The sequence below is a fragment of the Dactylosporangium sp. NPDC049140 genome (genome assembly GCF_040648435.1).
On sequence record NZ_JBEZDS010000004.1, the window covers coordinates 282,306 to 304,993 of the forward strand.

24 protein-coding genes and 1 pseudogene are annotated in these 22,688 nt (G+C 72.4%); 13 read left to right on the plus strand and 12 right to left on the minus strand.

Annotation, left to right across the window (positions count from 1 at the left end):
* Nucleotides 1-69: 69 nt before the first annotated feature.
* The 3 genes from AB0B76_RS10210 to AB0B76_RS10220 form a co-directional block, all read right to left on the minus strand.
* Complete coding sequence (locus tag AB0B76_RS10210; protein ID WP_360372511.1) at nucleotides 70-990, minus strand: hypothetical protein; 921 nt, start codon at nucleotides 988-990, stop codon at nucleotides 70-72.
* Nucleotides 987-1,511 (minus strand): SigE family RNA polymerase sigma factor, encoded by a 525-nt coding sequence (locus AB0B76_RS10215; RefSeq protein ID WP_360372514.1) that lies wholly within the window; start codon nucleotides 1,509-1,511, stop codon nucleotides 987-989. The genes AB0B76_RS10210 and AB0B76_RS10215 overlap by 4 nt, the downstream gene beginning before the upstream one ends.
* A gap of 517 nt (nucleotides 1,512-2,028) precedes the next feature.
* On the minus strand, nucleotides 2,029-3,477 hold the full coding sequence (locus tag AB0B76_RS10220) for a S41 family peptidase (protein WP_360372517.1): 1,449 nt from the start codon (nucleotides 3,475-3,477) through the stop codon (nucleotides 2,029-2,031).
* 66 nt (nucleotides 3,478-3,543) lie between these two features.
* Between AB0B76_RS10220 and AB0B76_RS10225 the strand changes: the two genes are divergently transcribed.
* A complete protein-coding gene (locus AB0B76_RS10225; protein ID WP_360372520.1) occupies nucleotides 3,544-4,197 on the plus strand; it encodes a response regulator transcription factor in 654 nt (217 codons plus the stop codon).
* On the plus strand, nucleotides 4,194-5,306 hold the full coding sequence (locus AB0B76_RS10230; RefSeq protein ID WP_360372523.1) for an ATP-binding protein: 1,113 nt from the start codon (nucleotides 4,194-4,196) through the stop codon (nucleotides 5,304-5,306). The genes AB0B76_RS10225 and AB0B76_RS10230 overlap by 4 nt, the downstream gene beginning before the upstream one ends.
* 105 nt (nucleotides 5,307-5,411) lie before the next feature.
* Here the strand turns inward: AB0B76_RS10230 and AB0B76_RS10235 are convergent, their stop codons facing one another.
* Nucleotides 5,412-6,593, minus strand: a complete 1,182-nt coding sequence (locus AB0B76_RS10235; protein WP_360372526.1) for an MFS transporter — start codon at nucleotides 6,591-6,593, stop codon at nucleotides 5,412-5,414.
* A gap of 24 nt (nucleotides 6,594-6,617) precedes the next feature.
* Here AB0B76_RS10235 and AB0B76_RS10240 point away from each other — a divergent pair, with 24 nt between their 5' ends.
* Nucleotides 6,618-7,142, plus strand: a complete 525-nt coding sequence (locus AB0B76_RS10240) for a metalloregulator ArsR/SmtB family transcription factor (RefSeq protein ID WP_360372529.1) — start codon at nucleotides 6,618-6,620, stop codon at nucleotides 7,140-7,142.
* On the opposite strand, the gene AB0B76_RS10245 is transcribed toward AB0B76_RS10240, so the two are convergent.
* From AB0B76_RS10245 to AB0B76_RS10265, 5 genes are read right to left on the minus strand one after another with little or no spacing between them, the layout of a single operon-like run.
* Nucleotides 7,096-7,692, minus strand: a complete 597-nt coding sequence (locus AB0B76_RS10245; protein WP_360372532.1) for a DUF998 domain-containing protein — start codon at nucleotides 7,690-7,692, stop codon at nucleotides 7,096-7,098. The two genes, AB0B76_RS10240 and AB0B76_RS10245, sit on opposite strands and share 47 nt — an antisense overlap.
* A gap of 40 nt (nucleotides 7,693-7,732) precedes the next feature.
* Nucleotides 7,733-8,254 (minus strand): GNAT family N-acetyltransferase, encoded by a 522-nt coding sequence (locus AB0B76_RS10250; protein ID WP_360372535.1) that lies wholly within the window; start codon nucleotides 8,252-8,254, stop codon nucleotides 7,733-7,735.
* Nucleotides 8,251-8,904 carry a hypothetical protein gene (locus AB0B76_RS10255; RefSeq protein WP_360372538.1) on the minus strand — a complete coding sequence of 218 codons (654 nt, stop codon included), beginning with the start codon at nucleotides 8,902-8,904 and terminating at the stop codon, nucleotides 8,251-8,253. Before AB0B76_RS10255 ends, AB0B76_RS10250 begins: the two co-directional genes overlap by 4 nt.
* A gap of 9 nt (nucleotides 8,905-8,913) precedes the next feature.
* Nucleotides 8,914-9,324, minus strand: a complete 411-nt coding sequence (locus AB0B76_RS10260) for a VOC family protein (RefSeq protein ID WP_360372541.1) — start codon at nucleotides 9,322-9,324, stop codon at nucleotides 8,914-8,916.
* Nucleotides 9,325-9,334: 10 nt separating this feature from the next.
* Nucleotides 9,335-9,763, minus strand: coding sequence for an AraC family transcriptional regulator (locus AB0B76_RS10265; RefSeq protein ID WP_360372544.1), 429 nt, complete (start codon nucleotides 9,761-9,763; stop codon nucleotides 9,335-9,337).
* A gap of 56 nt (nucleotides 9,764-9,819) precedes the next feature.
* On the opposite strand from AB0B76_RS10265, the gene AB0B76_RS10270 reads away from it, so the two are divergent.
* On the plus strand, nucleotides 9,820-10,731 hold the full coding sequence (locus tag AB0B76_RS10270; RefSeq protein ID WP_360372547.1) for a polysaccharide deacetylase family protein: 912 nt from the start codon (nucleotides 9,820-9,822) through the stop codon (nucleotides 10,729-10,731).
* On the opposite strand, the gene AB0B76_RS10275 is transcribed toward AB0B76_RS10270, so the two are convergent.
* The gene (locus AB0B76_RS10275; RefSeq protein WP_360372739.1) at nucleotides 10,706-11,218 is read right to left on the minus strand and encodes a metallophosphoesterase; all 513 of its coding nucleotides are present in this window, start codon (nucleotides 11,216-11,218) and stop codon (nucleotides 10,706-10,708) included. The genes AB0B76_RS10270 and AB0B76_RS10275 overlap by 26 nt on opposite strands.
* 68 nt (nucleotides 11,219-11,286) lie before the next feature.
* A pseudogene (locus AB0B76_RS10280) lies at nucleotides 11,287-11,415 on the minus strand (TetR family transcriptional regulator); the annotation flags it as partial.
* Nucleotides 11,416-11,577: 162 nt separating this feature from the next.
* Here AB0B76_RS10280 and fdh point away from each other — a divergent pair.
* The 3 genes from fdh (at nucleotide 11,578) to nrfD (ending at nucleotide 16,675) form a co-directional block, all read left to right on the plus strand.
* Entirely contained in the window at nucleotides 11,578-14,757 is a 3,180-nt protein-coding gene (fdh, locus tag AB0B76_RS10285) for a formate dehydrogenase (protein ID WP_360372550.1), read from the plus strand.
* A 23-nt stretch (nucleotides 14,758-14,780) separates the two neighbouring features.
* Nucleotides 14,781-15,545, plus strand: a complete 765-nt coding sequence (locus AB0B76_RS10290) for a 4Fe-4S dicluster domain-containing protein (RefSeq protein ID WP_360372742.1) — start codon at nucleotides 14,781-14,783, stop codon at nucleotides 15,543-15,545.
* A gap of 242 nt (nucleotides 15,546-15,787) precedes the next feature.
* Nucleotides 15,788-16,675 carry an NrfD/PsrC family molybdoenzyme membrane anchor subunit gene (nrfD, locus tag AB0B76_RS10295; protein ID WP_360372745.1) on the plus strand — a complete coding sequence of 296 codons (888 nt, stop codon included), beginning with the start codon at nucleotides 15,788-15,790 and terminating at the stop codon, nucleotides 16,673-16,675.
* A 50-nt stretch (nucleotides 16,676-16,725) separates the two neighbouring features.
* Here nrfD and selD read toward each other — a convergent pair whose 3' ends face one another.
* Nucleotides 16,726-17,715 carry a selenide, water dikinase SelD gene (selD, locus tag AB0B76_RS10300; RefSeq protein ID WP_360372748.1) on the minus strand — a complete coding sequence of 330 codons (990 nt, stop codon included), beginning with the start codon at nucleotides 17,713-17,715 and terminating at the stop codon, nucleotides 16,726-16,728.
* Nucleotides 17,716-17,855: 140 nt separating this feature from the next.
* Here selD and AB0B76_RS10305 point away from each other — a divergent pair, with 140 nt between their 5' ends.
* From AB0B76_RS10305 to AB0B76_RS10330, 6 genes are all read left to right on the plus strand, one after another.
* Complete coding sequence (locus tag AB0B76_RS10305) at nucleotides 17,856-18,515, plus strand: GntR family transcriptional regulator (protein ID WP_360372553.1); 660 nt, start codon at nucleotides 17,856-17,858, stop codon at nucleotides 18,513-18,515.
* Entirely contained in the window at nucleotides 18,512-19,276 is a 765-nt protein-coding gene (locus AB0B76_RS10310; protein ID WP_360372556.1) for a DUF1932 domain-containing protein, read from the plus strand. Before AB0B76_RS10305 ends, AB0B76_RS10310 begins: the two co-directional genes overlap by 4 nt.
* A gap of 96 nt (nucleotides 19,277-19,372) precedes the next feature.
* The gene (locus tag AB0B76_RS10315) at nucleotides 19,373-20,317 is read left to right on the plus strand and encodes an ABC transporter substrate-binding protein (protein WP_360372559.1); all 945 of its coding nucleotides are present in this window, start codon (nucleotides 19,373-19,375) and stop codon (nucleotides 20,315-20,317) included.
* Nucleotides 20,314-21,081, plus strand: coding sequence for an ABC transporter permease (locus tag AB0B76_RS10320; protein WP_360372562.1), 768 nt, complete (start codon nucleotides 20,314-20,316; stop codon nucleotides 21,079-21,081). Before AB0B76_RS10315 ends, AB0B76_RS10320 begins: the two co-directional genes overlap by 4 nt.
* A complete protein-coding gene (locus AB0B76_RS10325) occupies nucleotides 21,078-21,836 on the plus strand; it encodes an ABC transporter permease (RefSeq protein ID WP_360372565.1) in 759 nt (252 codons plus the stop codon). Before AB0B76_RS10320 ends, AB0B76_RS10325 begins: the two co-directional genes overlap by 4 nt.
* Entirely contained in the window at nucleotides 21,823-22,602 is a 780-nt protein-coding gene (locus AB0B76_RS10330) for an ABC transporter ATP-binding protein (protein ID WP_360372568.1), read from the plus strand. The genes AB0B76_RS10325 and AB0B76_RS10330 overlap by 14 nt, the downstream gene beginning before the upstream one ends.
* The last annotated feature ends 86 nt before the right edge of the window (nucleotides 22,603-22,688 follow it).

Here is a 22,688-nt window from a genome sequence, read left to right on the forward strand (position 1 = left end):
GCGGAAGCACTGGTGCATCCGCCAACGTCCGGCGACAATGCGGGGCGACCGGCCCGGGCAAGCTGCGGCTTACTTCGACGGCTTGCCCGGAAGCTCCTCGGTGGTGACCCCGGGGCGTTCCACGGTCACCGGGCTGCCGTAGTCGGACAGCTCCAGCGTCTCGTCGACCACACCGGTTTCGGTAGCGGAACGCAGCGTGGCCTCGTAGACCACCTTCGCTACCCGATGATCGGATCCCACCGTCACATCGCCGACCACCTTGCCGTCGATGAGGCCCGTGCGCGGCGGGATGGTTACTTCGAAGTGGTACTTGTCCGGGCCGGTCTGACTGATCTTGGCGCCGGACTGGGCGAGGGCGTCGAGCAGTTGCTCCGGGTCGGCGGACACGGCGAGCACGCCGCCCTTGGGATCGTAGGGCAAGCTGGTGTACTTCTTGCCCGGGACACGACTCCAGTCCACCAGCTGGTCCGGGCTGGGGGCGGGTTTGAAATGATTGGGTGTGGGAGCGGGCCTGGGGTGTCCGAGGTCGGCGGTGTACAGGTCGCCGTCGACAAGCCGCTCCTCCCACCAGGGGGCCTCATCGCCGGCCGCGAAGCGTACGTAGCCGGTCGCCGTGGCCGGGTCGAACACCCCTGTGACGACCATCGACGGGCGGCCCGGTTGGCTCCGTGGGATGATCGTGTTCTTCACCCGGTAGCTGATGCCCCGGCTGGCGGAGATCGCGGCGGCCAGCCGCACCTGGGCTGGCTCGGCTCCGGCCGCCGGTGGCCGTTCGCGGGTGGCTGCCGGCCCAGTGCCCCCGGTGGTGAGCACGCCGGCGGTCAGCGCGCCGGCCAATCCGATCACGCCGACTGCGTATGTGGTCCGCGTCACCATCGTGCGGCGCCGCTGGGCACGCAGCGTCCGGCCGACGAGGTCGGTGGTGACGGCGATGCCGGCGACCTGCTCACGCATTCCCTCGGTCAGCTGTTCCTCGATGAAGTTCGTCATTTCCCAGCTCCGTTCCATGCCTGGACGTCCTCGGCGGCCCAGGCGGCGGTGAGCTCACGCAGGCGGGCAAGCGCGCGCGAGGCGGTGGACTTGACGGTGCCGACCGAACAGCCGAGTACCTCGGCGGCCTCGGCCTCGCTGAGCTGCTCCCAGTAGCGCAGCACCAGCACCGCGCGCTGTCGGGGCGGCAGGGTCGCCAGCGCTTGCACGAGCGCGTGCCGCAGGTGTACCGCGTCGGTGCCGTCCGGCTGCCCGGGCGGTTCCACCTCCGCCAGAACCTCCGGCCGGCGCCGCCGTGAACGCCACTGGTCCACCGCGAGGTGGTACAGGGTTCGGCGCAGGTACCCTTCCTTGTCGCCGCGCACCCGGCTCCAGTGACGCACAAGCCGCTCCAGAGCCGCCTGTAACAGATCCTCGCCGGCTGCCCGACTACCGGCCAGTAGCACCGCCGTGCCGAGCAACGCGCTGCCCCGCTCGGCAACGAGGGCATCCAACCCCTCATAGCTGTTCTTCCAGCGCACGCGGGTTCTCCTTCCGTCGCTGGCAAGGACGACAGCGCCACCCGAAAGGTTGACCGCTGACCATCAGCGGCGGCCCAAGATTGACGACGACCGCTCGCCCCGCCGGTGACCCTTGACCAGCCTGCGTGTTGTAGCAGATCAACCTGGCATGCGCTTATGCCGCCGGTCGCGCGCCGGTTCTCGAGCGTTGATCGTCACGGTTACTGATCGGTCTGGCTGGCCCGAGGCGCCCTGAAATGCTTGATATGCAGGTAACCCTCGTTCACCTTCAGCGTGTTGACGCTGGCAGGTCGGGCAGAGAGGTGCCTGCATGTCCTGTGGTCGTCCGGCGCGGGCGTGGTCGAAGTGCAGTAGGACGAGGGCTGCGGCGACGGTGCTGCCGGTCCGCCATGGGTTCACGCTGACGTTGGGGAGGGATTTGGCTCCGTCGGCACACTGTGCCGACGGAGCCCGCGGTCTTCGTGCATGTGCGTGCGCGGACCTCGCGCGCACGCGGAAACAGCCGGCTTGCCGACGGCTATCGCAGCAGGGTCAGGGCCTTCGCCACACCCGGGTCCCGCCCAGCGGATAGGTCCGCGCCGGTCATCGGCGCCATATGGTCAGGGGCGACGCCGATGGTGTTGACAATTTCTCGGTTCGCGCCGATCTCGCGGAGACTGGGCAGCGTCAGCTCGCTGTTGTCGTCGAGCATGTACGGCAGGGTCGGGCCCGATACGAGGCCCGCGGTGCGGGTACCGACCAGGGTGCCGAGGTGGAGATCCTTGACTGTGCTGGCGAACGAGTCGCAGCTCGAGGCGCAGTTGCGGTCGGTCAGCGCGACCAAGGGGAGGTTCAGCAGCGGTACCGTGTCGTCGGGGTGGTTGGTGGTGCAATGGTCGCGCACGTCGCACCAGTAACTTGTGGTCTTGCCGTGGACGAAGGCGCCCAGCAGCCTTTCTTTCTCCGCCCCGGAACCGCCGCCGTTGCCCCGCAGATCGAGAATGATCCCGCGCAGGGTTGTGTTCTTGCGCAGGTCGGCGATCGCATTGAGCGCCTGGTCGGCAACCCCGGGATAGAAGCCGGGGATCGTGACGTAGGCGATGTCACCGGGCAGCAGCTTCGTCTCGACCTTCGGTCCTTGTTGCGGAAACGTGACCGGTGTGACCGTCGTGGTGAAGGTCTTGCCGGTGACTGGCCGTCGCAGCGTGAACTGCAGCGGGTGCTCCGGCGACGCTGTCGTGAGCCACTCAACGACACCGTCCGACACGATCCCATTGAGAATCAGCGGTACCCCGTTGACCGCGACCACCTCGTCGCCCGGCTTGATCCCGGCGCTCTCCGCGCCGCTGCCCGGGGCGACCGCGGTGACGAAGATCGGCGCTGCGATGGCCGGATCGGTGCCATCGAGACGCAGGCCGGAGAACTTCAGGCCGAGCAGACTTCGCTGCTGTGGCAGGCGGCTCCAGTTGGCGTGGTTGTCGCCGAGAGCGGCCACCATGCCCTGCAACGTCGCCTCCGCGACAGCCTGCTGGAGTGCGGAGTCCTCCGGCAGTTTCGCGGCGATCTTCTGGTAAGCGCGGCTGAACGCGGCCCAGTCGGCGTCCTTTCTACCGGTCAAGGCTGGCGTCGTGGCCTGCGACTGATCCAGCCCGCGGCGTTGCAGCTCCTGGGCGAGCGCGGCGAAGGCCGGCACCAGCAGGGTGCGGTCGTCCAGTACCGACCCGCTGTAGTAATTGTCGAAGATGCAGTAGTACGCCTGCTCGATGGTGGTGATGGTGGTCGGCTGCACCGGGACGGACCCGCCGGACGGCGGCGTGGACGGCTGCCCGATCGGCCGGGCGGCGCAGGCCGGTGGGCGGCTGGACGTTTCAGCGGAACTGGCAGGGGCGTTCATGAACGTCGTGGCGTAGCCGATGAGCGCGGCCGACGCCACCATGCCGGCTGCGATCCATAGCTTGTTCTTCATGCCGCCCACCATCGTGGTCATGCCGTTGCAGGGGCGTGAACGCAACCGTTAACGGCAACGTAGCGGGGCCTCTGATATAGAGGCGGTATGCGAATCCTGGTAGCCGAGGACGAGCGGATGCTCGCCGATCTGGTGGCCGAGGGGCTGCGCAAGCAGGCCATGGCGGTGGACGTGGCCTACGACGGTACGTCAGCATCGCAGCGGCTCGCCGTCCACGACTACGACGTCCTCGTCCTCGATCGCGACCTTCCAGGCGTGCACGGCGACGTGATCTGCCGCGACCTGGCGCAGAGCGGCGCACGGACCCGGATCCTGATGCTGACCGCCGCCACCTCGGTGCCCGAGCGGGTCGCCGGGCTCGGCCTCGGTGCCGACGACTACCTTCCCAAACCGTTCGACTACAGCGAACTCGTGGCACGGGTACAGGCGCTGGGACGGCGCAGCCAGGCGCCCGTTCCGCCGATCCTGCAACGGGCCGGGATCGTGCTCGACACGCCCCGGCGACAGGCCACCCGCGACGGCCGCCACCTGCCGTTGTCGGTCAAGGAGTACGCCGTACTTGAGGTACTCATGCGGGCCAACGGCGCCCTGGTCAGTGCCGAAACACTGCTCGAGCTGGCCTGGGATGAGAATGTCGACCCGTTCACCACGGTGGTCCGGGTCATCATCAGCAGGCTCCGATCCAAGCTCGGGAACCCACCGTGCATTCACACCGTCCCGGGCGTCGGGTACCACCTGTGAAACGCCGCACCGTGCGGGTGCGGCTCACCGCCGTCTACAGTGGCCTGTTCCTGCTTACCTCGGCAGCCGTACTCGTCACCACCAACCTGCTACTGAAACGCAACCTGGACAAGCGGATCACCGACGTCCGGATCGACCTGCTCAACCCGGCGCTCGACCCGCCACCGGTGGCCCAGTCGCCACCCGGCAGCACGGACCTCAGACATCTGCCCGATGCCGTGCTCACTTACCAGTGGAGCATCGCGGGCATCACTGTCGCCGTACTGACGATCGTGTCGATCGTCATCGGATGGTGGCTGGCCGGCCGCCTGCTGCGCCCCGTGCACCAGATCACCGCAACCGCCAGGCGGCTTTCGCTGTCCAACCTGAACGAACGCATCGCGCTCGCCGGACCGCGCGACGAGCTCACCGAACTGGCCGACACCTTCGACAGCATGCTGGAACGCATTCAACGATCCGTGGACAGCCAGCGCCGGTTCATCGCCAACGCCTCGCACGAACTGCGAACCCCGCTGGCCATTCAACGGGCCGCGATCGAGATCGGCCTGGACGATCCGTCCCCGCAAAGGCTTGCCCGGGTGCGCGACGAACTGCTCGAGGTCAACCGGCGCAACGAGCGGTTGATCGACAGCCTGCTCATCCTCGCCCAAAGCGAGAACGGGTTGGAGTCCACAGAGCCGGTGGACCTCGATGTCCTGACACGCCAGGCGGTCAGCGAAACATCGGCCAGCGGCATCCTGATAAGACAGCAGACCGAACCGGCCACAGTCATCGGCGACCCGGTCCTGTTGCACAGGCTGGTAGCCAACCTGGTGCACAACGCGATCCGGTACAACCACCCCGGCGGCGTGGTGGACATACGGGTCACACCCACCGCCGGCCTGACCGTCCGCAATACCGGACCTGAGATACCCGAAAGCCGCATTGGCGAGCTCTTCGAACCATTCCGCAGGCTGCACACGGCGCGAACGGGGTCAGCCGACAGCGCCGGTCTGGGCCTGTCGATCGTCGCGGCAATCGCGCGCGCCCATGCCGCCGAGATCACCGCTCGCCCCAATCCCGGTGGCGGCCTGCAGTTGGCGGTGCAATTCCCCGCGCCAGCGAGCTGAGCCCAGACCGGCGTGCTGCGGAGCGGTTGCGGATTCGGGCATTGCAAACTCGCCGAGCCGGCTACGGGCCGGACGCGATCCAGCCGATGATGTCGGACTTGGGGGTCACACCGTCCGGGCCCATGCTGTGATCGTATCGAGCCGGGTCGCCAGCGCGGCCGCGCCGGCCAGGGCGGCCGCGGCCACGGTCTGCACGCGGTAGTCGAGCGTCGAGACGGCCAGGCCGCCGAGCAGCAGCGCGGGCCCCGTCGGCACGAACATCACCGAGTTCGCGGTCGCCGCGGCCCGGCCCAGCGCTTGCTGCGGGATCAGCCGCTGCACCGCCGTGATCGCCGCGATCAGCGGCGCCGGCAGGCCCAGCCCGATCAGCACGCATCCTACGAGCACTGACCAGGTCCACGGGGTCGCGCGCAGCAGGGCGCCGACGGCGAAGAGGGTCAGGCCCAGCGTCGCGTACCCGCGCTCGCCCCAGCGCCGCATCAGCGTCCCCGCGAGCAGTCCGCCCGCGACGGAGCCGAGCCCCTGTGCCGGGGTCAGCACGCCCGCGTACGCCGGGGGCCGGTGCAGCGCGTCGAGCAGGGCGAACGTGGCGCTGCTGGACAGGCTGGAGGCCACCATCGCGGCCGCGCCGGCCAGGATCAGGGCCCGCAGCTCACGGTTGCGCAGCACCGCCACGCGAGCGGGCGACGGCGCGGTGACCGAAGCGACCGGTGCGGGCTCGGGTGCCCGCACCCGCAGCAGGCCGAAGGCGAGCGCCGCGGCGACGAAGGTGGCGGCGTTGAGCAGGGCCACCGGCGGGCCGCCGAGCCAGGCGAACAGGGCCGCCCCGGCCGCCGGCGCGAACAGCTTCATCCCCTCCGTGACCGTGCGGGTCAGGCCGTTGAAGTCGCCGCGCAGGCCGGCCGGCAGCGCCGACGGCAGCAGCGCCGCCTCCGCCGCCTCGATCAGCACCGCGCCCACCCCGACCAGGGTCAGGCCGGCGAAGACGAGCCAGACGTGCCCGGCCGCGACCACCACCATCACCGCCCCCAGCGCCAGGTTCACCGCGACGAGCAGCCGCCGCCGGTTCACCCGGTCCGCCACCCCGCCCAGCACCGGGCCCAGCAGCAGGGCCAGCCACAGGCCCACGTTCACGACCCCGGCCAGGGCGTCCGAGCCGGTCGTGGTCTTCACCCAGACGCCCGCGGCCAGGGCCATCGCCGAGTCGCCGAAGCCGGCGACGAAGACGCCGCTGAGGTACAGCCGCGCGTTGCGGTCGCCGAGGACCCGAGCCGTCGCCCATGCCATACCCCCAAGCATATACTTGGGGGTATGGCCGACGATGTCCTGCGCGCGCTCGCCCACCCGCTGCGGCTGCGCATGCTCAACCTCATGTGGCCGGGGCCGATGTCGGCCGCCGAGCTGGCCCGGGAGCTGGCCGTCTCGCACGCCCTGGCCAGCCAGCACCTGCGGAAGCTCGCGAGCGCGGGGCTCGTCGAGCTGGCCGAGGAGCGCACCCGGCGGGGCGGGCACGAGCGGCGGTACCGCACCGTCGCCGGCTCCCCGCTGTCCGACCAGCGCGAGGGCACCGCGTTCCTGGCCGGGACCCTGGCGCATGGGCTGCGCGAACGGGCCGCCCGCCGCGACCCGGAGCACCCGGGCGTGACGACGGACGGCGAGCTCTGGGTGGCGCCGGAGGACTGGGAACGGTACCGCCGCGGAATCCAGGCCCTCGGAGACGCGCTGCACGCCCGGGCCCGCCCCGCGCACAGCCCCGGCACCGTCCCGGTCGCGGTGACCGTGCACGCGTTCAGGACACTGGATCAGGCCGGAGCGACACCACCGCCAGCCACGTGAAGATGATCACGACCCCGGCGATGAAGCCGATCGTGAAGCCCGGCGCGCTGTTGCCCGAGGCGATGCCGGCGAACGCCAGCAGGAACGCCGTGCCGGACACCCGCGAGTAGAGCGCCGGGCCCGGGGGCTGGTGGCGGGCCAGCACCCAGGCGGCCGCGACGACGCACAGGAAGCCGATCGCGCCGGCCACGAGGTGCCCGATGCCGTGCCAGCTGACGGTGCCGGGGCCGTCGGGGGTGCCGGCCGGGAAGCCCAGCGCCGGGTCCGCGCGCAGGCACCCGGCGGCGATCATGCTCAGGCCGAAGACGCCGACGAGCCGGCCCGCCCAGCGGCTCTGCGGCACGGACCGGGCGATGCCGGCGCCCGCGGCGAGCACGAGCAGGCCGGTGAGGACGAAGTTGGCGAACTGCAGCCAGCCGAGGGAGCCGTTGCTGAGCAGGCTCCAGGCGTGCCGGGTGACGTCGAAGCCCTCGCGGGTCAGGGCCTGGGCGAGGCTGACGCCGATGAACAGCGGCCCGGCGAGTACGCCGGCGATGCGGATGTCTCTCATACCCCCTCCTCGAACGGGAGGGGGCCGGTCCGACATCGCCCTACCAGAAATCTCCGGACCGGTAGTCGCAGGCCAGGACGCCGCCGGCCGGGGGACCGGCGATCGGCAGGACGTAGGTGCTGCCGTCCTCGTCCGGGGTCGCCACCAGCCCGCCGGGGGTCAGCACGGCGGTGGTACCCGGCCAGAGCATCCAGCCGCGGCGCACGTAGAGCCCGGCGGCGCGCTCCGAGGCCGAGAGGGCGCCGATGTCGTACCCCGCGCGCACGATCCGCTCCGCCTCGTCGAGCACGGCGGCGGCGTACCCGAGCCGCTGGTGGCCGGGGTGCACGGCGACCGCCTCGAGGTACCCGGCCCGCAGCGGCACCCCGTCGGCCAGCAGCGAGCGCTGCACGACCGAGGCGTGCGCGACGATCCGCCCGCCGGACTCGAACAGCACGTGCAGGCCGCCGAGCGCGTGCGCCCAGTCGGTGTCGGTGAACCGCTCGCCGAACGCGGCGTCGAGCATCACGCGCAGCTGAGCGCGCTCGCCGGCGGTCAGGTCGGCGGTGTGGACGGTCCTCATCGCATCCTCGCCTTGCCGCGGTTCTCCCGCACGATCCAGGCCACGTCGGGGTCGTCGCTGCCGGCCCGCCGCTCGAAAACGGGAAGGCCCGCGGCCTTGTCGGCGGCGACGGCCACGCTCCAGCAGTACCCCAGCGCCTTGCGCAGCGTGCGGACGTCCTCGTCGCGGCGCTGCGCCGCGGGCCGGGCGGCGAGGGCGGCGGTGACCGCGTCGCAGAGCGCGACCGCGCGCGCCGCGGCCGCCGGGGACCTCAGCAGCCGCGGCTCGCAGACGCCGGCGACCGCCGCCCGTTGCACGAGCGGGTGCGCGTCGCCGGCCCAGTCGTCGGCGAGGTCGAGCAGGCGGGGCAGGTCGGCGTCGCCGAGGCGCTGCAGGGCCATCGCGACGCCCTCCCGCACCCGCCACCGCCCGTCGGTCGCGTGGGCGCGCAGGCGGCCGGGGTCGGTGAGGGCGGCGACGCCGCACAGGACGAGGTACTCCTCGCCGGTGCCGATCAGCGCGTCGACCGTGTCCGGCCCGGCGACGTCCGCGACGGCCAGCACGAGCTCGAGGTTGGCCCGCGGGCCGGGCAGGCCGCCGTGCTCGCGGAGGTACCCGGGCCAGTCGCCGAGGGTCCGCAGCCGCGCCGCGTGCTCCTGACGACGGCCCATGCGCGAACCTTAGCCGTACATCTTCGGCTCGACCATCACCAGCCAGTTGCCGCTGTCGTCGCGGAAGACGGCCTCGACGCCGTACGGGCGGTCCTCCGGCTCCTGCACGAACTCGACGCCCTTGGCCTGCAGCTCGGCGGCGGTCTTGCGGCAGTCGTCGACGCGCAGCCCGAGCCCGCCCATGCCGCCCTTCTCCAGCTGGCGGCGCACGAACGCGGCCGCGTCGTCGTCCAGCGGCGGGCCGGGCGTCATCAGGGTGACCTCGGGCTCGGGGTGGTTCGGGTGCTTCACGGTGACCCAGCGGAACTCACCCATGGTGACGTCCATGCTCGCCTCGAAGCCGAGCACGTTCACGTAGAAGTCGCGGGCCCTGTCCTGGTCGAGGCAGTACACGGTGACCAGGGAGATGTTGGTAATCATGGCCGGGACGTTACCGGGGGTGATCCTGCGGGCCTTCTCGAAAATTGCGAATCACTCCGGCCATGAACAGCCAGCAGCCGGGCACGTGGGGCGCGCCCGCCTTCGCCCAGCGGTTCCGGTACGCCGCCGGGCTCTCCCCGACCAGCCGCGTGAACTTCGCCGAGAACGAGCCGAGGCTGGTGAACCCGACCGCCATGCAGATCTCGGTGACGGTCAGGTTGGCGTTGCGCAGCAGGTCCTGGGCGCGCTCGATGCGGCGGCGGGTGAGGTACCGCATCGGCGTCTCGCCGTAGGTCCGCTCGAAGCAGCGCACGAAGTGGTACTTCGAGACGCCGGCGACGGCCGCGACCCCGTCCAGGTCCAGCGGCTCCTGGTAGTGCCGGTCGACGTGGTCGCGCGCGCGGCGCAGATGGGGCAGCAGTCCGACCGGCACCGTCACCTCCGTCACGGTACGCGGGGGTGCGCAACCTGTCCGTCGTCCGCTAGCGTGGCCGGGTGCCCGGCAACCAGAAGTCTCGATACGTCCTCCCGGCCGCGGCCGCGGTGGTGCTGCTCGGAGTGCTGGTCGGCGCCGTTGCGTGCGGGCGGCACCAGCCCGCGAGCAGCGCCCAGCCGGGCCTCCCCGCGGGCAGCCACAGCAGCGTCGGCCCGGTGTTGTCGGCGGAGCCCCCGGTCGTACCGACGTCGGCTGCCCCGCCGCCCCCGTCGCCCACGACCGCGAAGCCGACCCCGAGCCGGACGCCGTCGAAGACCGCCGAGGGTGCCTTCACCGTGCGTGCGCCCGGCACCGGCCACGGCCCGGCCAGCTCGCTGTCGCGCACCGAGGGCACCGCGGTCGCGCTGACCTTCGACGACGGCCCCGACCCGACCAACACGCCGGCGATCCTGCAGGTCCTGCGCGAGAACGGCGTCAAGGCGACGTTCTGCCTGGTCGGCTTCCGCGTCCGCGACCATCCCGAGCTGGTCCGGCAGATCTACGCCGACGGCCACACGCTGTGCAACCACTCCTGGCAGCACCTCACCGACCTGGCCAAGCGCGACCCGTCGTACATCGACTGGGACCTGACCAAGACCAACGAGGCGATCCACGCCGCTGTGGGTGCGGACGCGCCGATCAAGTACTTCCGCGCGCCCGGCGGCAACTTCACCCCGGACCTGGTCGCGAAGGCCAAGTCCATGGGCATGTCCTCGATCTACTGGGACGTCGACCCGCAGGACTGGAACCACAAGCCGGACAAGAACGACCAGGCCCACATCGACCGCGTGATCGCGCAGATCAAGGGCAACGTGCGCCAGGGCTCGATCATCCTGTCGCACGACAACGCGCAGCCGGACACCATCGTGGCGTACCGCCAGCTGATCCCCTGGATGAAGCGCTACTTCACCCTGGAGCGCCTGCCGGTGTGATCCGGTGCAGCACCACCTGCCGCACCTCGCCGGCCTCCAGCGTCGCGGTCATGTAGGTGCGGTGCGGCTGCCGGCGGCGGTCGGTCGGCGAGCCGGGGTTGAGCAGCCGCAGGCCGCCGGGCGCGACGGTGTCCCACGGGATGTGGGAGTGGCCGAAGACGAGCAGGTCGCGGCCGGGGTACCGCTCGGCGCAGCGCCGCTCGCGGCCCGTCGCGGGGCCGGTCTCGTGCACGACCGCGACGCGCACGCCGGCCAGCTCGGCGTCGGCCACCTCGGGCAGCCGGGCGCGCAGGGCCGGGCCGTCGTTGTTGCCGTAGACGCCGATGAGCCGCGCGGCCCGGGCCTCCAGGGCGTCCAGCAGCGAGACGTCGACCCAGTCGCCGGCGTGGATCACGACGTCGGCGGCGTCGACGGCGGCCCAGAGCGCGGCGGGCAGGTCGCGGGCGCGCTGCGGCACGTGGGTGTCGGCGAGCAGCAGGATCTCCACGGTCACCCGGCGAATCCGCGCAGGAGCGCGGCCAGGCCGGCCTCGCCCCAGGCGTCGTAGTACGGGGCCGGGGTGTGGCGGTACAGCGACATCGCCGTCACCCCCAGGGCCGCCCCCATCCGGCGCATGGTCAGCGCCTCGAGCCCCTCCGCGTCGATCACCCCGACCGCGGCCACCGGGATGTCCTCGCGGTGCAGCTGGCGGGGGCGGCCGGGGCGGCGCGCGGCTTCGGTCACCGGCCTCACATTACGGTCGCCCGGACGGTTGTCGCGAGCATCGCCGCGGTCAGCGCGCCGAGCACCGGATGGGCCATTCTTTCCGGCGCGCAAGGGGGCCCGCTTTGGCCTAGAGTCGGTGCCATGGAATGGCTGCGGAGATGGCCGGTGTACCGGCAGCTCACCGGGCCCGATCCCACGGGCCGCGGCGAGGCCGTGCGCTCACCCCGGACCGACGCCATCACCGCCCGCACCACCCAGGCCGACTCGGTCGTGCGGTCCGTCTGCCCCTACTGCGCCGTCGGCTGCGGCCAGAAGGTGTTCGTCAAGGACGGCAAGGTCACCCAGATCGAGGGCGACCCCGACAGCCCGATCTCCCGCGGCCGGCTCTGCCCCAAGGGCTCGGCCAGCAAGAGCCTCGTCACCAGCCCGCTGCGGGCGACCAAGGTGAAGTACCGGCGGCCCTACGGCACCGGGTGGGAGGAGCTCGACCTCGACACGGCGCTGGAGATGATCGCCGACCGGGTCGTCGCCGCCCGCGCGGAGACCTGGCAGGACGAGGACGAGGAGGGCCGGCCGCTCAACCGCACGCTGGGCATCGCCAGCCTGGGCGGCGCGACGCTCGACAACGAAGAGAACTACCTCATCAAGAAGCTGTTCACCGCGATCGGCGCACTGCAGATCGAGAACCAGGCGCGGATTTGACACTCCGCCACCGTCCCCGGTCTGGGGACCAGCTTCGGTCGCGGCGGCGCCACGGGATTCCAGCAGGACCTGGCGAACGCTGACTGCATCGTGATCCAGGGCTCGAACATGGCCGAGGCCCACCCGGTCGGCTTCCAGTGGGTGATGGAGGCCAAGGCCCGCGGGGCGAAGGTCATCCACATCGACCCCCGGTTCACGCGCACCAGCGCCGTCGCCGATCAGTTCGTGCCGATCCGGGCCGGGTCGGACATCGCGTTCCTCGGGGGTGTCGTCAACTACATCCTGAGCAACGAGCTGGAATTCCGGGAGTACGTCGTCGCGTACACCAACGCGGCCACGATCGTGCGCGCGGAGTTCCGCGACACCGAGGACCTCGACGGGCTGTTCTCCGGCTTCGACGACAGGACGCAGGCCTACGACCCGTCGTCGTGGCAGTACGAGGGGCACCAGGACAGGGAGCACGGCCACGAGACGCCGGAGACCGCGGACGGGCTGCAGTACGAGTCCCACGGACCGCCGGTGCCGGCCGCGACGCAACGGGACGAGACGCTGCAGCATCCGCGGTGCGTCTACCAGATCCTGAAGCGGCACTTCGCGCGCTACACGCCCGAGGTCGTCGAGCAGGTGTGCGGCGTCGCGCCCGCGGACTTCGCGGCCGTCTGCGAGGCGTGGACGCGCAACTCCGGGCGGGAGCGCACGACCGCGCTGGTGTACTCGGTCGGCTGGACGCAGCACTCGGTGGGGGTGCAGTACATCCGCACCGGCGCGATCATCCAGCTGCTGCTGGGCAACATGGGCCGGCCCGGCGGCGGCATCATGGCGCTGCGCGGACACGCCAGCATCCAGGGCTCGACCGACATCCCGACGCTGTTCAACCTGCTGCCGGGCTACCTGCCGATGCCGACGGCGGGCAAGCACGACACGTTCGACGAGTGGGTCGACGCGATCCGCCACCCGGGGCAGAAGGGCTACTGGGGCAACGCACGCGCGTTCGCGGTCAGCCTGCTCAAGGCATACTACGGCGACGCCGCGACCGTGGAGAACGACTTCTGCTACGGGCACCTGCCGCGCCTGACCGGCGACCACGGCACCTACCAGCAGGTGCTGTCCATGCTCGACGGGAAGATCAAGGGGTACTTCCTGCTCGGCCAGAACCCAGCGGTCGGCTCCGCGCACGGGCGGGCCCAGCGGCTCGGCCTGGCCCAGCTCGACTGGCTGGTGGTCCGCGACCTGTACGAGATCGAGAGCGCCACGTTCTGGCGCGACGCCCCCGAGATCGAGTCCGGCGAGATCGTCACCGAGGAGTGCAAGACCGAGGTGTTCCTGCTGCCCGCCGCCTCCCACGTGGAGAAGGAGGGCACGTTCACCCAGACCCAGCGGCTGCTGCAGTGGCGCCACAAGGCCGTCGACCCGCCGGGCGACTGCCGCTCCGAGCTGTGGTTCTTCTACCACCTCGGCCGGCTGATCCGGGCCCGCCTGGCCGGCTCGACGCTGGACCGCGACCGGGCCGTGCACGACCTGACCTGGGACTACCCCACGCACGGGGTGCACGGCGAGCCCTCGGCGGAGGCGGTGCTGCGGGAGATCAACGGATACCGCGTCGCCGACCGCGAGGTGGTTTCGGGCTTCTTCGAGCTCAAGGACGACGGCTCGACGGCCTGCGGCTGCTGGATCTACTCCGGGGTCTTCGCGGGCGGGGTCAACGGCGCCGCGCGGCGCACGCCCGCGTCCGGGGACGACCCGATCGGCCTCGAGTGGGGCTGGGCGTGGCCGATGAACCGCCGGATGCTGTACAACCGTGCCTCCGCCGACCCCGAGGGCCGGCCCTGGAGCGCCCGGAAGTCCTATGTGTACTGGGACGCGGCGAAGGGCGAGTGGACCGGGCCGGACGTGCCCGACTTCGAGAAGACCAAGCCGCCGTCGTACCGTCCGGAGCCGGGCACGGCCGGGTCCGCCGGGATCGCCGGCGACGACCCGTTCGTCATGCAGGGCGACGGGAAGGGCTGGCTCTTCGTGCCCTCCGGCCTCGTCGACGGGCCGATGCCCACGCACTACGAGCCGGCCGAGTCGCCGGTGGAGAACCCGCTGTACAAGCAGCAGGCCAACCCGACGCGCAAGCGGTACCAGCGCTCCGAGAACCCGATGAACCCGGCCCGCAGCGACGTCTTCCCGTTCGTGTTCACCATCAGCCGGCTGACCGAGCACCACACCGCCGGCGGGATGAGCCGCACCCTCGACTACCTCTCCGAGCTGCAGCCGGCGATGTTCGTCGAGGTCTCGCCCGCCCTCGCGGCCGAGCGGGGGCTGACCCACCTGGGCTGGGCGCACGTCGTCACCAGCCGCTCGGCGATCGAGGCCCGGGTCATGGTGACCGCGCGCATGCGTCCGCTGCGCATCGACGGGCGGCCGGTGCACCAGATCTGGCTGCCGTACCACTGGGGCGGCTCCGGCCTCACGACCGGCGACTCCGCGAACGACCTCGTGGGCATCGTGCTCGACCCGAACGTGCTCATCCAGGAGAGCAAGGTCGGCACCTGCGACGTGCGGCCCGGGCGCCGCCCGCGCGGGTCCGCCCTGCGCGCCCTCGTCGACGACTACAACCGGAGGGCCGGGCTGTGACAACCGAGCAGACACCGCAGCGGATGGGCTTCTTCACCGACACCAGCGTCTGCATCGGCTGCAAGGCCTGCGAGGTCGCGTGCAAGGAGTGGAACGCGATCCCCGCCGACGGCCTCGACCTGCTCGGCATGTCGTTCGACAACACCGGGCAGCTCGACGCGAACTCCTGGCGGCACGTCGCCTTCATCGAGCAGCCTGTGCCTTCCCGGTCGGCCCACGACGACTCGGGGGACATGCGCTGGCTGATGATGTCCGACGTGTGCAAGCACTGCACGCACGCGGCCTGCCTCGACGTGTGCCCGACCGGGGCGCTCATGCAGACCGAGTTCGAGACCGTCATCGTGCAGGCCGACATCTGCAACGGGTGCGGGTACTGCGTGACCGCCTGCCCCTACGGCGTGATCGACCGCCGCGAGGGCGACGGGCGGGCCTGGAAGTGCACCCTGTGCTACGACCGCATCGGCGACGGGCTCATGCCGGCCTGCGCGACCGCGTGCCCGACGCAGTCGATCCAGTACGGGCCGCTCGACGAGCTGCGCGAGCGCGCCGCGGCCCGGCTCGAGGAGCTGGACCGGCCGGAGGCGCGGCTCTACGGGCACGACCCGGACGACGGCGTCGGCGGGCAGGGCGCGTTCTTCCTGCTGCTGGACGAGCCGGAGGTGTACGGGCTGCCGCCGGCCCCGGTCGTCACGACGCGTAACCTGCCTCGCATGTGGAAGCGGGCGGGACTGGCCGCACTCGCGATGGCGGCGGCGACGGCCGTGTCGTTCCTGGGACGGCGCCCGTGACCCAGCGCTCCGACTCCGACCCCGGCGCCAACGACGGCGCCTGGCGGTCGTCCGGCGAGCGGCGGCCTTCGAACGATCCGGTACCGAGGGGCGGCGCCGGACGTTCCCGCGCGCGCGACGCCGACGGCTCGGGTGTCCAGGGGCGCGACGGTGGCGGCTCGGGGGCCCGGTCGCGTGACGGCGGGGAGGCCGGGTCACGTTCCGGGGAGCGGCGGCCGCGGCGGGAGCACGGCGGCGAGGACGTGCAGGTGCCGCAGGCGGACTTCCGCTCGTACTACGGCCGGCCCATCGTCAAGACCCCGGTGTGGCGGCACGACGTTCCCGCCTACCTGTTCACCGGCGGGCTCGCGGCCGGCAGCGCCCTGCTCGCGGCCGGCGCCGACCTGACCGGGCGGCCGCGGACCCGCCGCGCGGCCCGGCTCGCGGCGCTCGGCGCCCTCGGGGCGAGCACGTACTTCCTCATCAACGACCTCGGCCGGCCCGAGCGCTTCCACCACATGCTGCGCGTGGCCAAGCCGACCTCGCCGATGTCGATGGGAACGTGGATCCTCAGCGCGTTCGGCGGCGCCGCGGGGCTCGCGGCCACCACCGAGGCGCGGCCGCGCGGGTTCATCGGCGGCGCCGGCCGGGCCGCGGGTCTAGGCGCGGCCGCCCTGGCCCCGGCGCTGGCCACCTACACGGGCGTACTCCTCGCCGACACCGCCGCCCCGTCGTGGCACGCCGCGCGCGACGACCTGCCGTTCGCGTTCGCGGGCAGCGCCCTGGCCAGCGGCGCGGCCGTCGGGCTCATCGCCGCCCCGACCGGCGAGGGCGGGCCGGCCCGCACGCTCGCGGTCGCCGGGGTCGCCCTGGAGCTGGCCGCGACGCACCGCATCGAGCACGGGCTGGGGCTGCTCAGCGAGCCGTACCGCACGGGCAAGGCCGGCCGCCTCCTGCGCGCCGCGCGGCAGCTCAACCTCGCCGGCGCCGCGGGCGCGCTGCTGGGCCGCCGCAGCCGGCTGCTGTCGGCGCTGTCGGGGGCGGCGCTGCTGGCCGGCTCCCTCGCCACCCGCTTCGGCGTCTTCGAGGCGGGCGTGGCCTCGACCAAGGACCCCAAGTACGTGGTGGAGCCGCAGCGCGCGACCCCCTGAAGGGCTGTTCAGGGGGTCGCGGCGAAGACCGCGAAATGCCGGGAAACCGGTCAGCGGACGCGGATCGTGGGGCCCTCCGACGGTACGAGCTCGCCGATCACCGGGAAGCCCGGGATCTCGCCGGCCACGAGCAGGCCGCCCGAGGTCTGGGCGTCGGCGAGCAGGAGCAGCTCGTCCTCGCTCGCCGCGCCCGCGTCGAGGTGCGGGCGCACCCAGTCGAGGTTGCGCCGCGTGCCGCCGCTGACGAACCCGTCGGCCAGGGCGCGGCGGGCGCCGTCGAGGTACGGTACCGCCGTCGCATCCACGAGCGCCGTCACGCCGCTGGCCCGGGCGAGCTTGTGCAGGTGGCCGAGGAGGCCGAACCCGGTCACGTCGGTGGCGCACTCGGCGCCCGCGGCCAGCGCGGCCTCGGACGCGTCGCGGTTGAGGGCGGTCATCGCCGCGACCGCGTGCGGGAACGGCTCGCCGGTGGCCTTGTGCCGGCTGTTGAGCACGCCGATGCCGAGCGGCTTGGTGAGCGTCAGGGGCAGGCCCGGGCGGCCGCGGTCGTTGCGCAGCAGGCGCTCGGGGTCGGCGAGGCCGGTGACCGCCATGCCGTACTTGGGCTCCGGGTCGTCGACGGAGTGCCCGCCCGCGACGTGGCACGCGGCCTCGCGGGCGACGTCGAGGCCGCCGCGCAGCACCTCGGCCGCCAGCTCCAGCGGCAGCACCTCGCGGGGCCAGGCGAGCAGGTTCACCGCCACGACCGGCCGGCCGCCCATCGCGTAGACGTCGGAGAGGGCGTTCGCGGCGGCGATGCGCCCCCAGTCGTACGCGTCGTCGACCACCGGCGTGAAGAAGTCCGCGGTCGCCACGACGGCCAGGCCGTTCGCGATCGACACGACCGCGGCGTCGTCGCCGTCGTCGAGGCCCACGAGCAGTTCGCCCGGGCCGGCCGGGGCGCGGCCGCCGACGAGCCCGGCGACCACGGCCTCGAGCTCGCCGGGCGGGATCTTGCAGGCACAGCCGCCGCCGTGGGCGTAGCCGGTGAGCCGGATCATCTGCTGCGTCACGCCGCCACTTTATGCGCATCGCCGCCGACTTGGATTGTCAACGATCCGGCTCCGACCATCAGCAGCTCATCCGGTCCCCGGGCGGCATATTGTTGACAATGCCGTCGGCTGGTTGCGACACTTCGGCCGTGTCCGCGCAGACGTCAACCGGCTCGCCCGCGGCGCTGGCCCGCGAGGCGCTGCGGACGGCGATCCTGCGCGGGGAGTACCTGCCCGGCGAGCGGCTCGTCGAGGCCCACCTGTGCGAGCGGCTCGGCGCCAGCCGGTTCAACGTGCGCGCCGCGCTGCAGGAGCTCGCCGCCGACGGGCTGGTCGAGGTGCAGCGCAACCGGGGCGCCCACGTGCGCAAGGTCTCCGTCGAGGAGGCGATCGAGATCAGCGAGGTGCGGATGGTGGTCGAGGGGCTCATCGCCGCCCGCGCCGCCGCCCGGGTCAGCGGGGAGCAGGCCAGCGAGCTCGACGAGGTGGCGCTGCTGATGCGCCGGGCGGTCGCGGCCGGGGAGTTCCACCGGTACAGCGACCTCAACCAGCGCCTCCACGCGCTCATCCGGTCGATCGCCGCGCACCGCACCGCCGACGGCATCGTCGAGACGCTGCGCGGGCAGCTGGTGCGCCACCAGTTCATGCTGTCGCTGCACCCGGGCCGGCCGGCGGTGTCGCTGCCGCAGCACGAGCGGATCATCGAGGCGATCCGCCGGCGCGACCCGAAGGCGGCCGAGGCCGCCATGCGCGAACACATCGCCAGCGTGATCGAGCACCTGCGCGGCCTCGACGAGGTCATGGCGTGAGCCCGGTCATCGCGGTGCTCGGGCTGGGCGAGGCCGGGGGGCGGTTCGCGACCGATCTCGTCGCGGCGGGGGCGACGGTGCGCGGGTACGACCCGCGGGTCGACGCGCCTCCGGGGGTACACCAGGGGAAAAATGCGGCGGAGGCCTGCACCGGGGCCGGGGTCGTGCTCAGCGTCAACAGCGCCGCCGACGCGCTCGCCGCGCTCGAGCAGGGGCGGCCCGGCTGCGCGCCCGGGACCGTCTGGGGCGAGCTCAACACCGCGGCGCCCGCCGTGAAGGAGGCCGTCCTGCGCGCCGCGGGGGAGCGGGTCGTGGTCGCCGACGTGGCGATCATGGCGCCGGTGCCGCCGCGGGGCCTGGCCACCCCCATGACCGCCAGCGGGCCGGGGGCGCGAGCGTTCGCCGCCGTGCTCGGGCCGCTCGGCACGCCGGTCGAGGTGCTCGACGGGCCGGTCGGGCTCGCCGCCACCCGCAAGCTGCTGCGCAGCGTGTTCTACAAGGGCCTGGCGGCCGCCGCCGTCGAGGCGCTCGCCGCGGCCGAGGCGGCCGGGCTGGCCGACTGGCTCGCCGGGAACATCGCCGACGAGCTCGTCAAGGCCGATGCGGCCACCCTCGACCGGCTCGTCACCGGCTCCCGCACCCACGCCGTGCGGCGCCGCCACGAGATGCAGGCCGCGGCCGAGCTCCTGGACGGGCTCGGCGTCCCCGCCCGCGTCGCCCGCGCGAGCCGCGACTGGCTCGACGACCTGGCCGCCGGCTGAACTACCGCTGGCCGGAAGGATTCCGGCGAAATCGTCGACGATCCTGTGGACGAGCCTAGCGTTCCGCCCAGGATTGCCTTCGAAAGGCGGATGTCGATGCATCGCGGTCGCCTCCTTCCGGCCCTCGCCGCGCTGACCCTCCTGGCCGCCTGCGGCTCGAACGCCACCCCGGCCAAGCCCGGCGAGCCCGACAAGGTCAAGGTCGGCGTCATCCCGATCGTCGACGTCGCGCCGATCTACCTCGGCAAGGCGCAGGGCTTCTTCTCGAAGCGCAACATCGACCTGACCACGGAGCAGGCCCAGGGCGGCGCCGCGATCGTCCCCGGCGTGGTCTCCGGGCAGTACCAGTTCGGCTTCAGCAACATCGTGAGCCTGCTCGTCGCCGGCCAGCAGAAGGTGCCGATCAAGGTTGTCGCCAACGGGGTCAACTCCACCGGCGATGCGGCCAAGGACTTCGGCCAGCTCATCGTCAAGGACCCGGCCATCAAGACGGCCAAGGACCTCGAGGGCAAGACGGTCGCCACCAACACCGTCAAGAACATCGTCGACACCACGGTCAAGGAGATCGTGCGCAAGGCCGGCGGCGACCCGGCCAAGGTGAGCTTCGTCGAGCTCGCGTTCCCCGACATGGGCGCCGCGCTGGACGCCGGGCGCGTGCAGGGCATGTTCGTCGTCGAGCCGTTCCTCGCCCCGGCCCTGGCCAAGGGCGGGCGGGCGCTGGGCTCCTACGCCGACGTCGACCCGAAGCTGTGCGTGGCCGCGTACTTCACCTCCAGCCAGCTCATCGCCCAGAACCCGGACCTCGTCAAGCGGTTCACCGACGCCATGCAGGAGTCGCTCGCCTACGCCGACGGCCACCCCGACGCGGTGCGGCAGGCGGTCACGACGTACACCCAGATCAAGGCCGACGCCGCGGGCGCCATGACGCTGCCGAAGTGGGCGAGCACCGTGGACACCGCGTCCGTGGCCAAGATGAACCAGCTGCTGGCGACCAACGGCGTGCTGAGCGCCCCCGTCGACACGTCGAAGCTCCTGCCGTGATCAAGGGCGCGCTGGGCCTGGCCGGGTTCGCGCTGCTGCTCGAGGCGCTGCCCCGGCTGGGCGTGCTGCCCCGCGCGCACTTCCCACCGTTCAGCGCCGTCTGCGTGAGCCTCGCCGAGCAGGCCGGCCGCCGCGCCTTCTGGGCGGCGGTCGGCGGCACCCTCGCCACCTGGCTCATCGGGCTGGCCATCGCGGTGGCGGCCGGGATCGTGCTGGGCGTCGTCATCGGCACGGTCCCGCTGCTGCGCGCCGCGACCGCCTCCACCATCGAGTTCCTGCGCCCGATCCCGTCGGTCGCGCTGCTGCCCCTGGCCGTCGTCCTGTTCAGCACGCCGATGCGCTCGATCCTGCTGCTGGTCGTGTACGCGTCCTTCTGGCAGGTCCTGATCCAGGTGCTGCACGGCGTCGCCGACGTGGACCCGGTCGCCCGCGACACCACGGACTCGTACCGGCTCGGCCGCTGGCACCGCGCCCGGTACCTGGTGTGGCCGACGACCCTGCCCTACGCGATGACCGGCATCCGCCTCGCCGCCTCCGTCGCGCTCGTGCTCACCGTCACCGGCGAGCTGTTCATCGGCGGCACCGACGGACTCGGCGAGCAGCTGTCCCTGGCCCGCAACAGCGGCGACGACGGGGTGCCGGCGATGTACGCCCTCGTCGTCGTGGCCGGCGTGCTCGGCCTGGCCGCGAACCTCGTGACCCGCCGCGCCGAGCGGGTCGTGCTGGCGTGGCACCCGTCGGTCCGGCGGGAGCTGCCGCTGTGAGCCGGGTGCTCAAGGCGGTCGCGCTGCCGGTCGCCCTGCTCGTCGTGTGGTGGTTCGCGAGCCGGAACAGCCTCGACTTCTACCGGCCGCCGCTGGAGACGATCCTCCGCGCGTTCCCGGGCACGTGGACCCCGCACCGGCTGCGCGCCGACGTGCTGCCGAGCCTGCTGCGCCTCTTCGCCGGCTACGGCATCGCGCTCGCGGCCGGCGTCGGGCTCGGGGTGGCGATCGGCGCGAACCGTACCCTGCGGGCGGTGTGCGAGCCGGTGCTGGAGTTCCTGCGTGCGGTACCGCCGCCGATGCTCGTGCCCGTGCTCATCCTGCTGTCCGGGTTCACCGACCGCACCAAGATCCTCGTGATCGTCCTCGGCGCCGTCTGGCCCGTGCTGCTCAACACCGTCGAGGGCGTGCGCGGGGCCGACGAGGTGCTCGTCGACACCTGCCGGACGTACCGGATCCGGGGCGGGCTGCGCCTGCGGACCTTCGTGCTGCGCGCCGCCAGCCCGCACATCGTGGTCGGCGCGCGCCAGGCGCTGTCGATCAGCATCATCATGATGGTCATCGGCGAGCTGCTCGGGACCACGAACGGGCTGGGGTACGTCATCATCGACTTCCAGCGCACGTACCAGATCCCGCAGATGTGGAGCGGCGTGTTCGTCCTGGGCCTGCTCGGCGTCGCGCTGTCGGCGCTGTTCCGGCTGGCCGAGCGCAGGGTCCTGCACTGGTACCACGGAGCGTCCGATGCTCGACGTTGAGGCGCTCACCAAGACCTACGACGGGCACGGCCGGCGGATCGAGGCCCTGGCCGGCATCACGCTGCACGTCCGGGCCGGCGAGTTCGTGTGCGTCGTCGGCCCGTCCGGCTGCGGCAAGACGACGCTGCTGCGCTGCCTGGGCGGCCTGCTGCCCCCCACCACCGGCACCGTGAGCGTGGCCGGCACCGAGGTCACCGGCCCGCCGGACGGGCTCGCGATCGTCTTCCAGGAGTACGGCCGCAGCCTCATGCCGTGGCTGCGCGTCGCCGACAACGTCGAGCTGCCGCTGCGGGCCAAGCGCCTCCCTCGCCCGCAGCGACGGCAGCTCGTGGCGGACGCCCTCGCCGCCGTGGGCCTGGCCGACGCGGGCCGCGCGTACCCGTGGCAGCTCTCCGGCGGCATGCAGCAGCGGGTGGCGATCGCGCGCGCGATCGCCTTCGAGCCGCGGGTGCTGCTGATGGACGAGCCGTTCGCGGCGGTCGACGCCCAGACCCGGGCCGACCTGGAGGACCTGGTCCGCGAGGTCTGGCGCACGACGGGCGTGACCCTGCTGTTCGTCACCCACGACATCGACGAGGCCGTGTACCTGTCCGAACGCGTCGTCATCCTGTCGTCCTCGCCGACGCACGTGCTGGAGGAGCTGCCGATCCCGCTACCGCCGGCCCGCGACCAGCTCACAACCCGCGCGGACCCGCTGTTCGTAGAGCTGCGCTCGCACGTGTACGCACGAATCCAACGGGCGGCTTCGCCAACGGCGCCTTCCTGACGGCCGTCGGGCTCCATAGCCACGGGGACCGCAAACGGCTGGACGCGAGCCGGTCCTACCGGACGCCGGCGGAGCTGGAGGAGGCC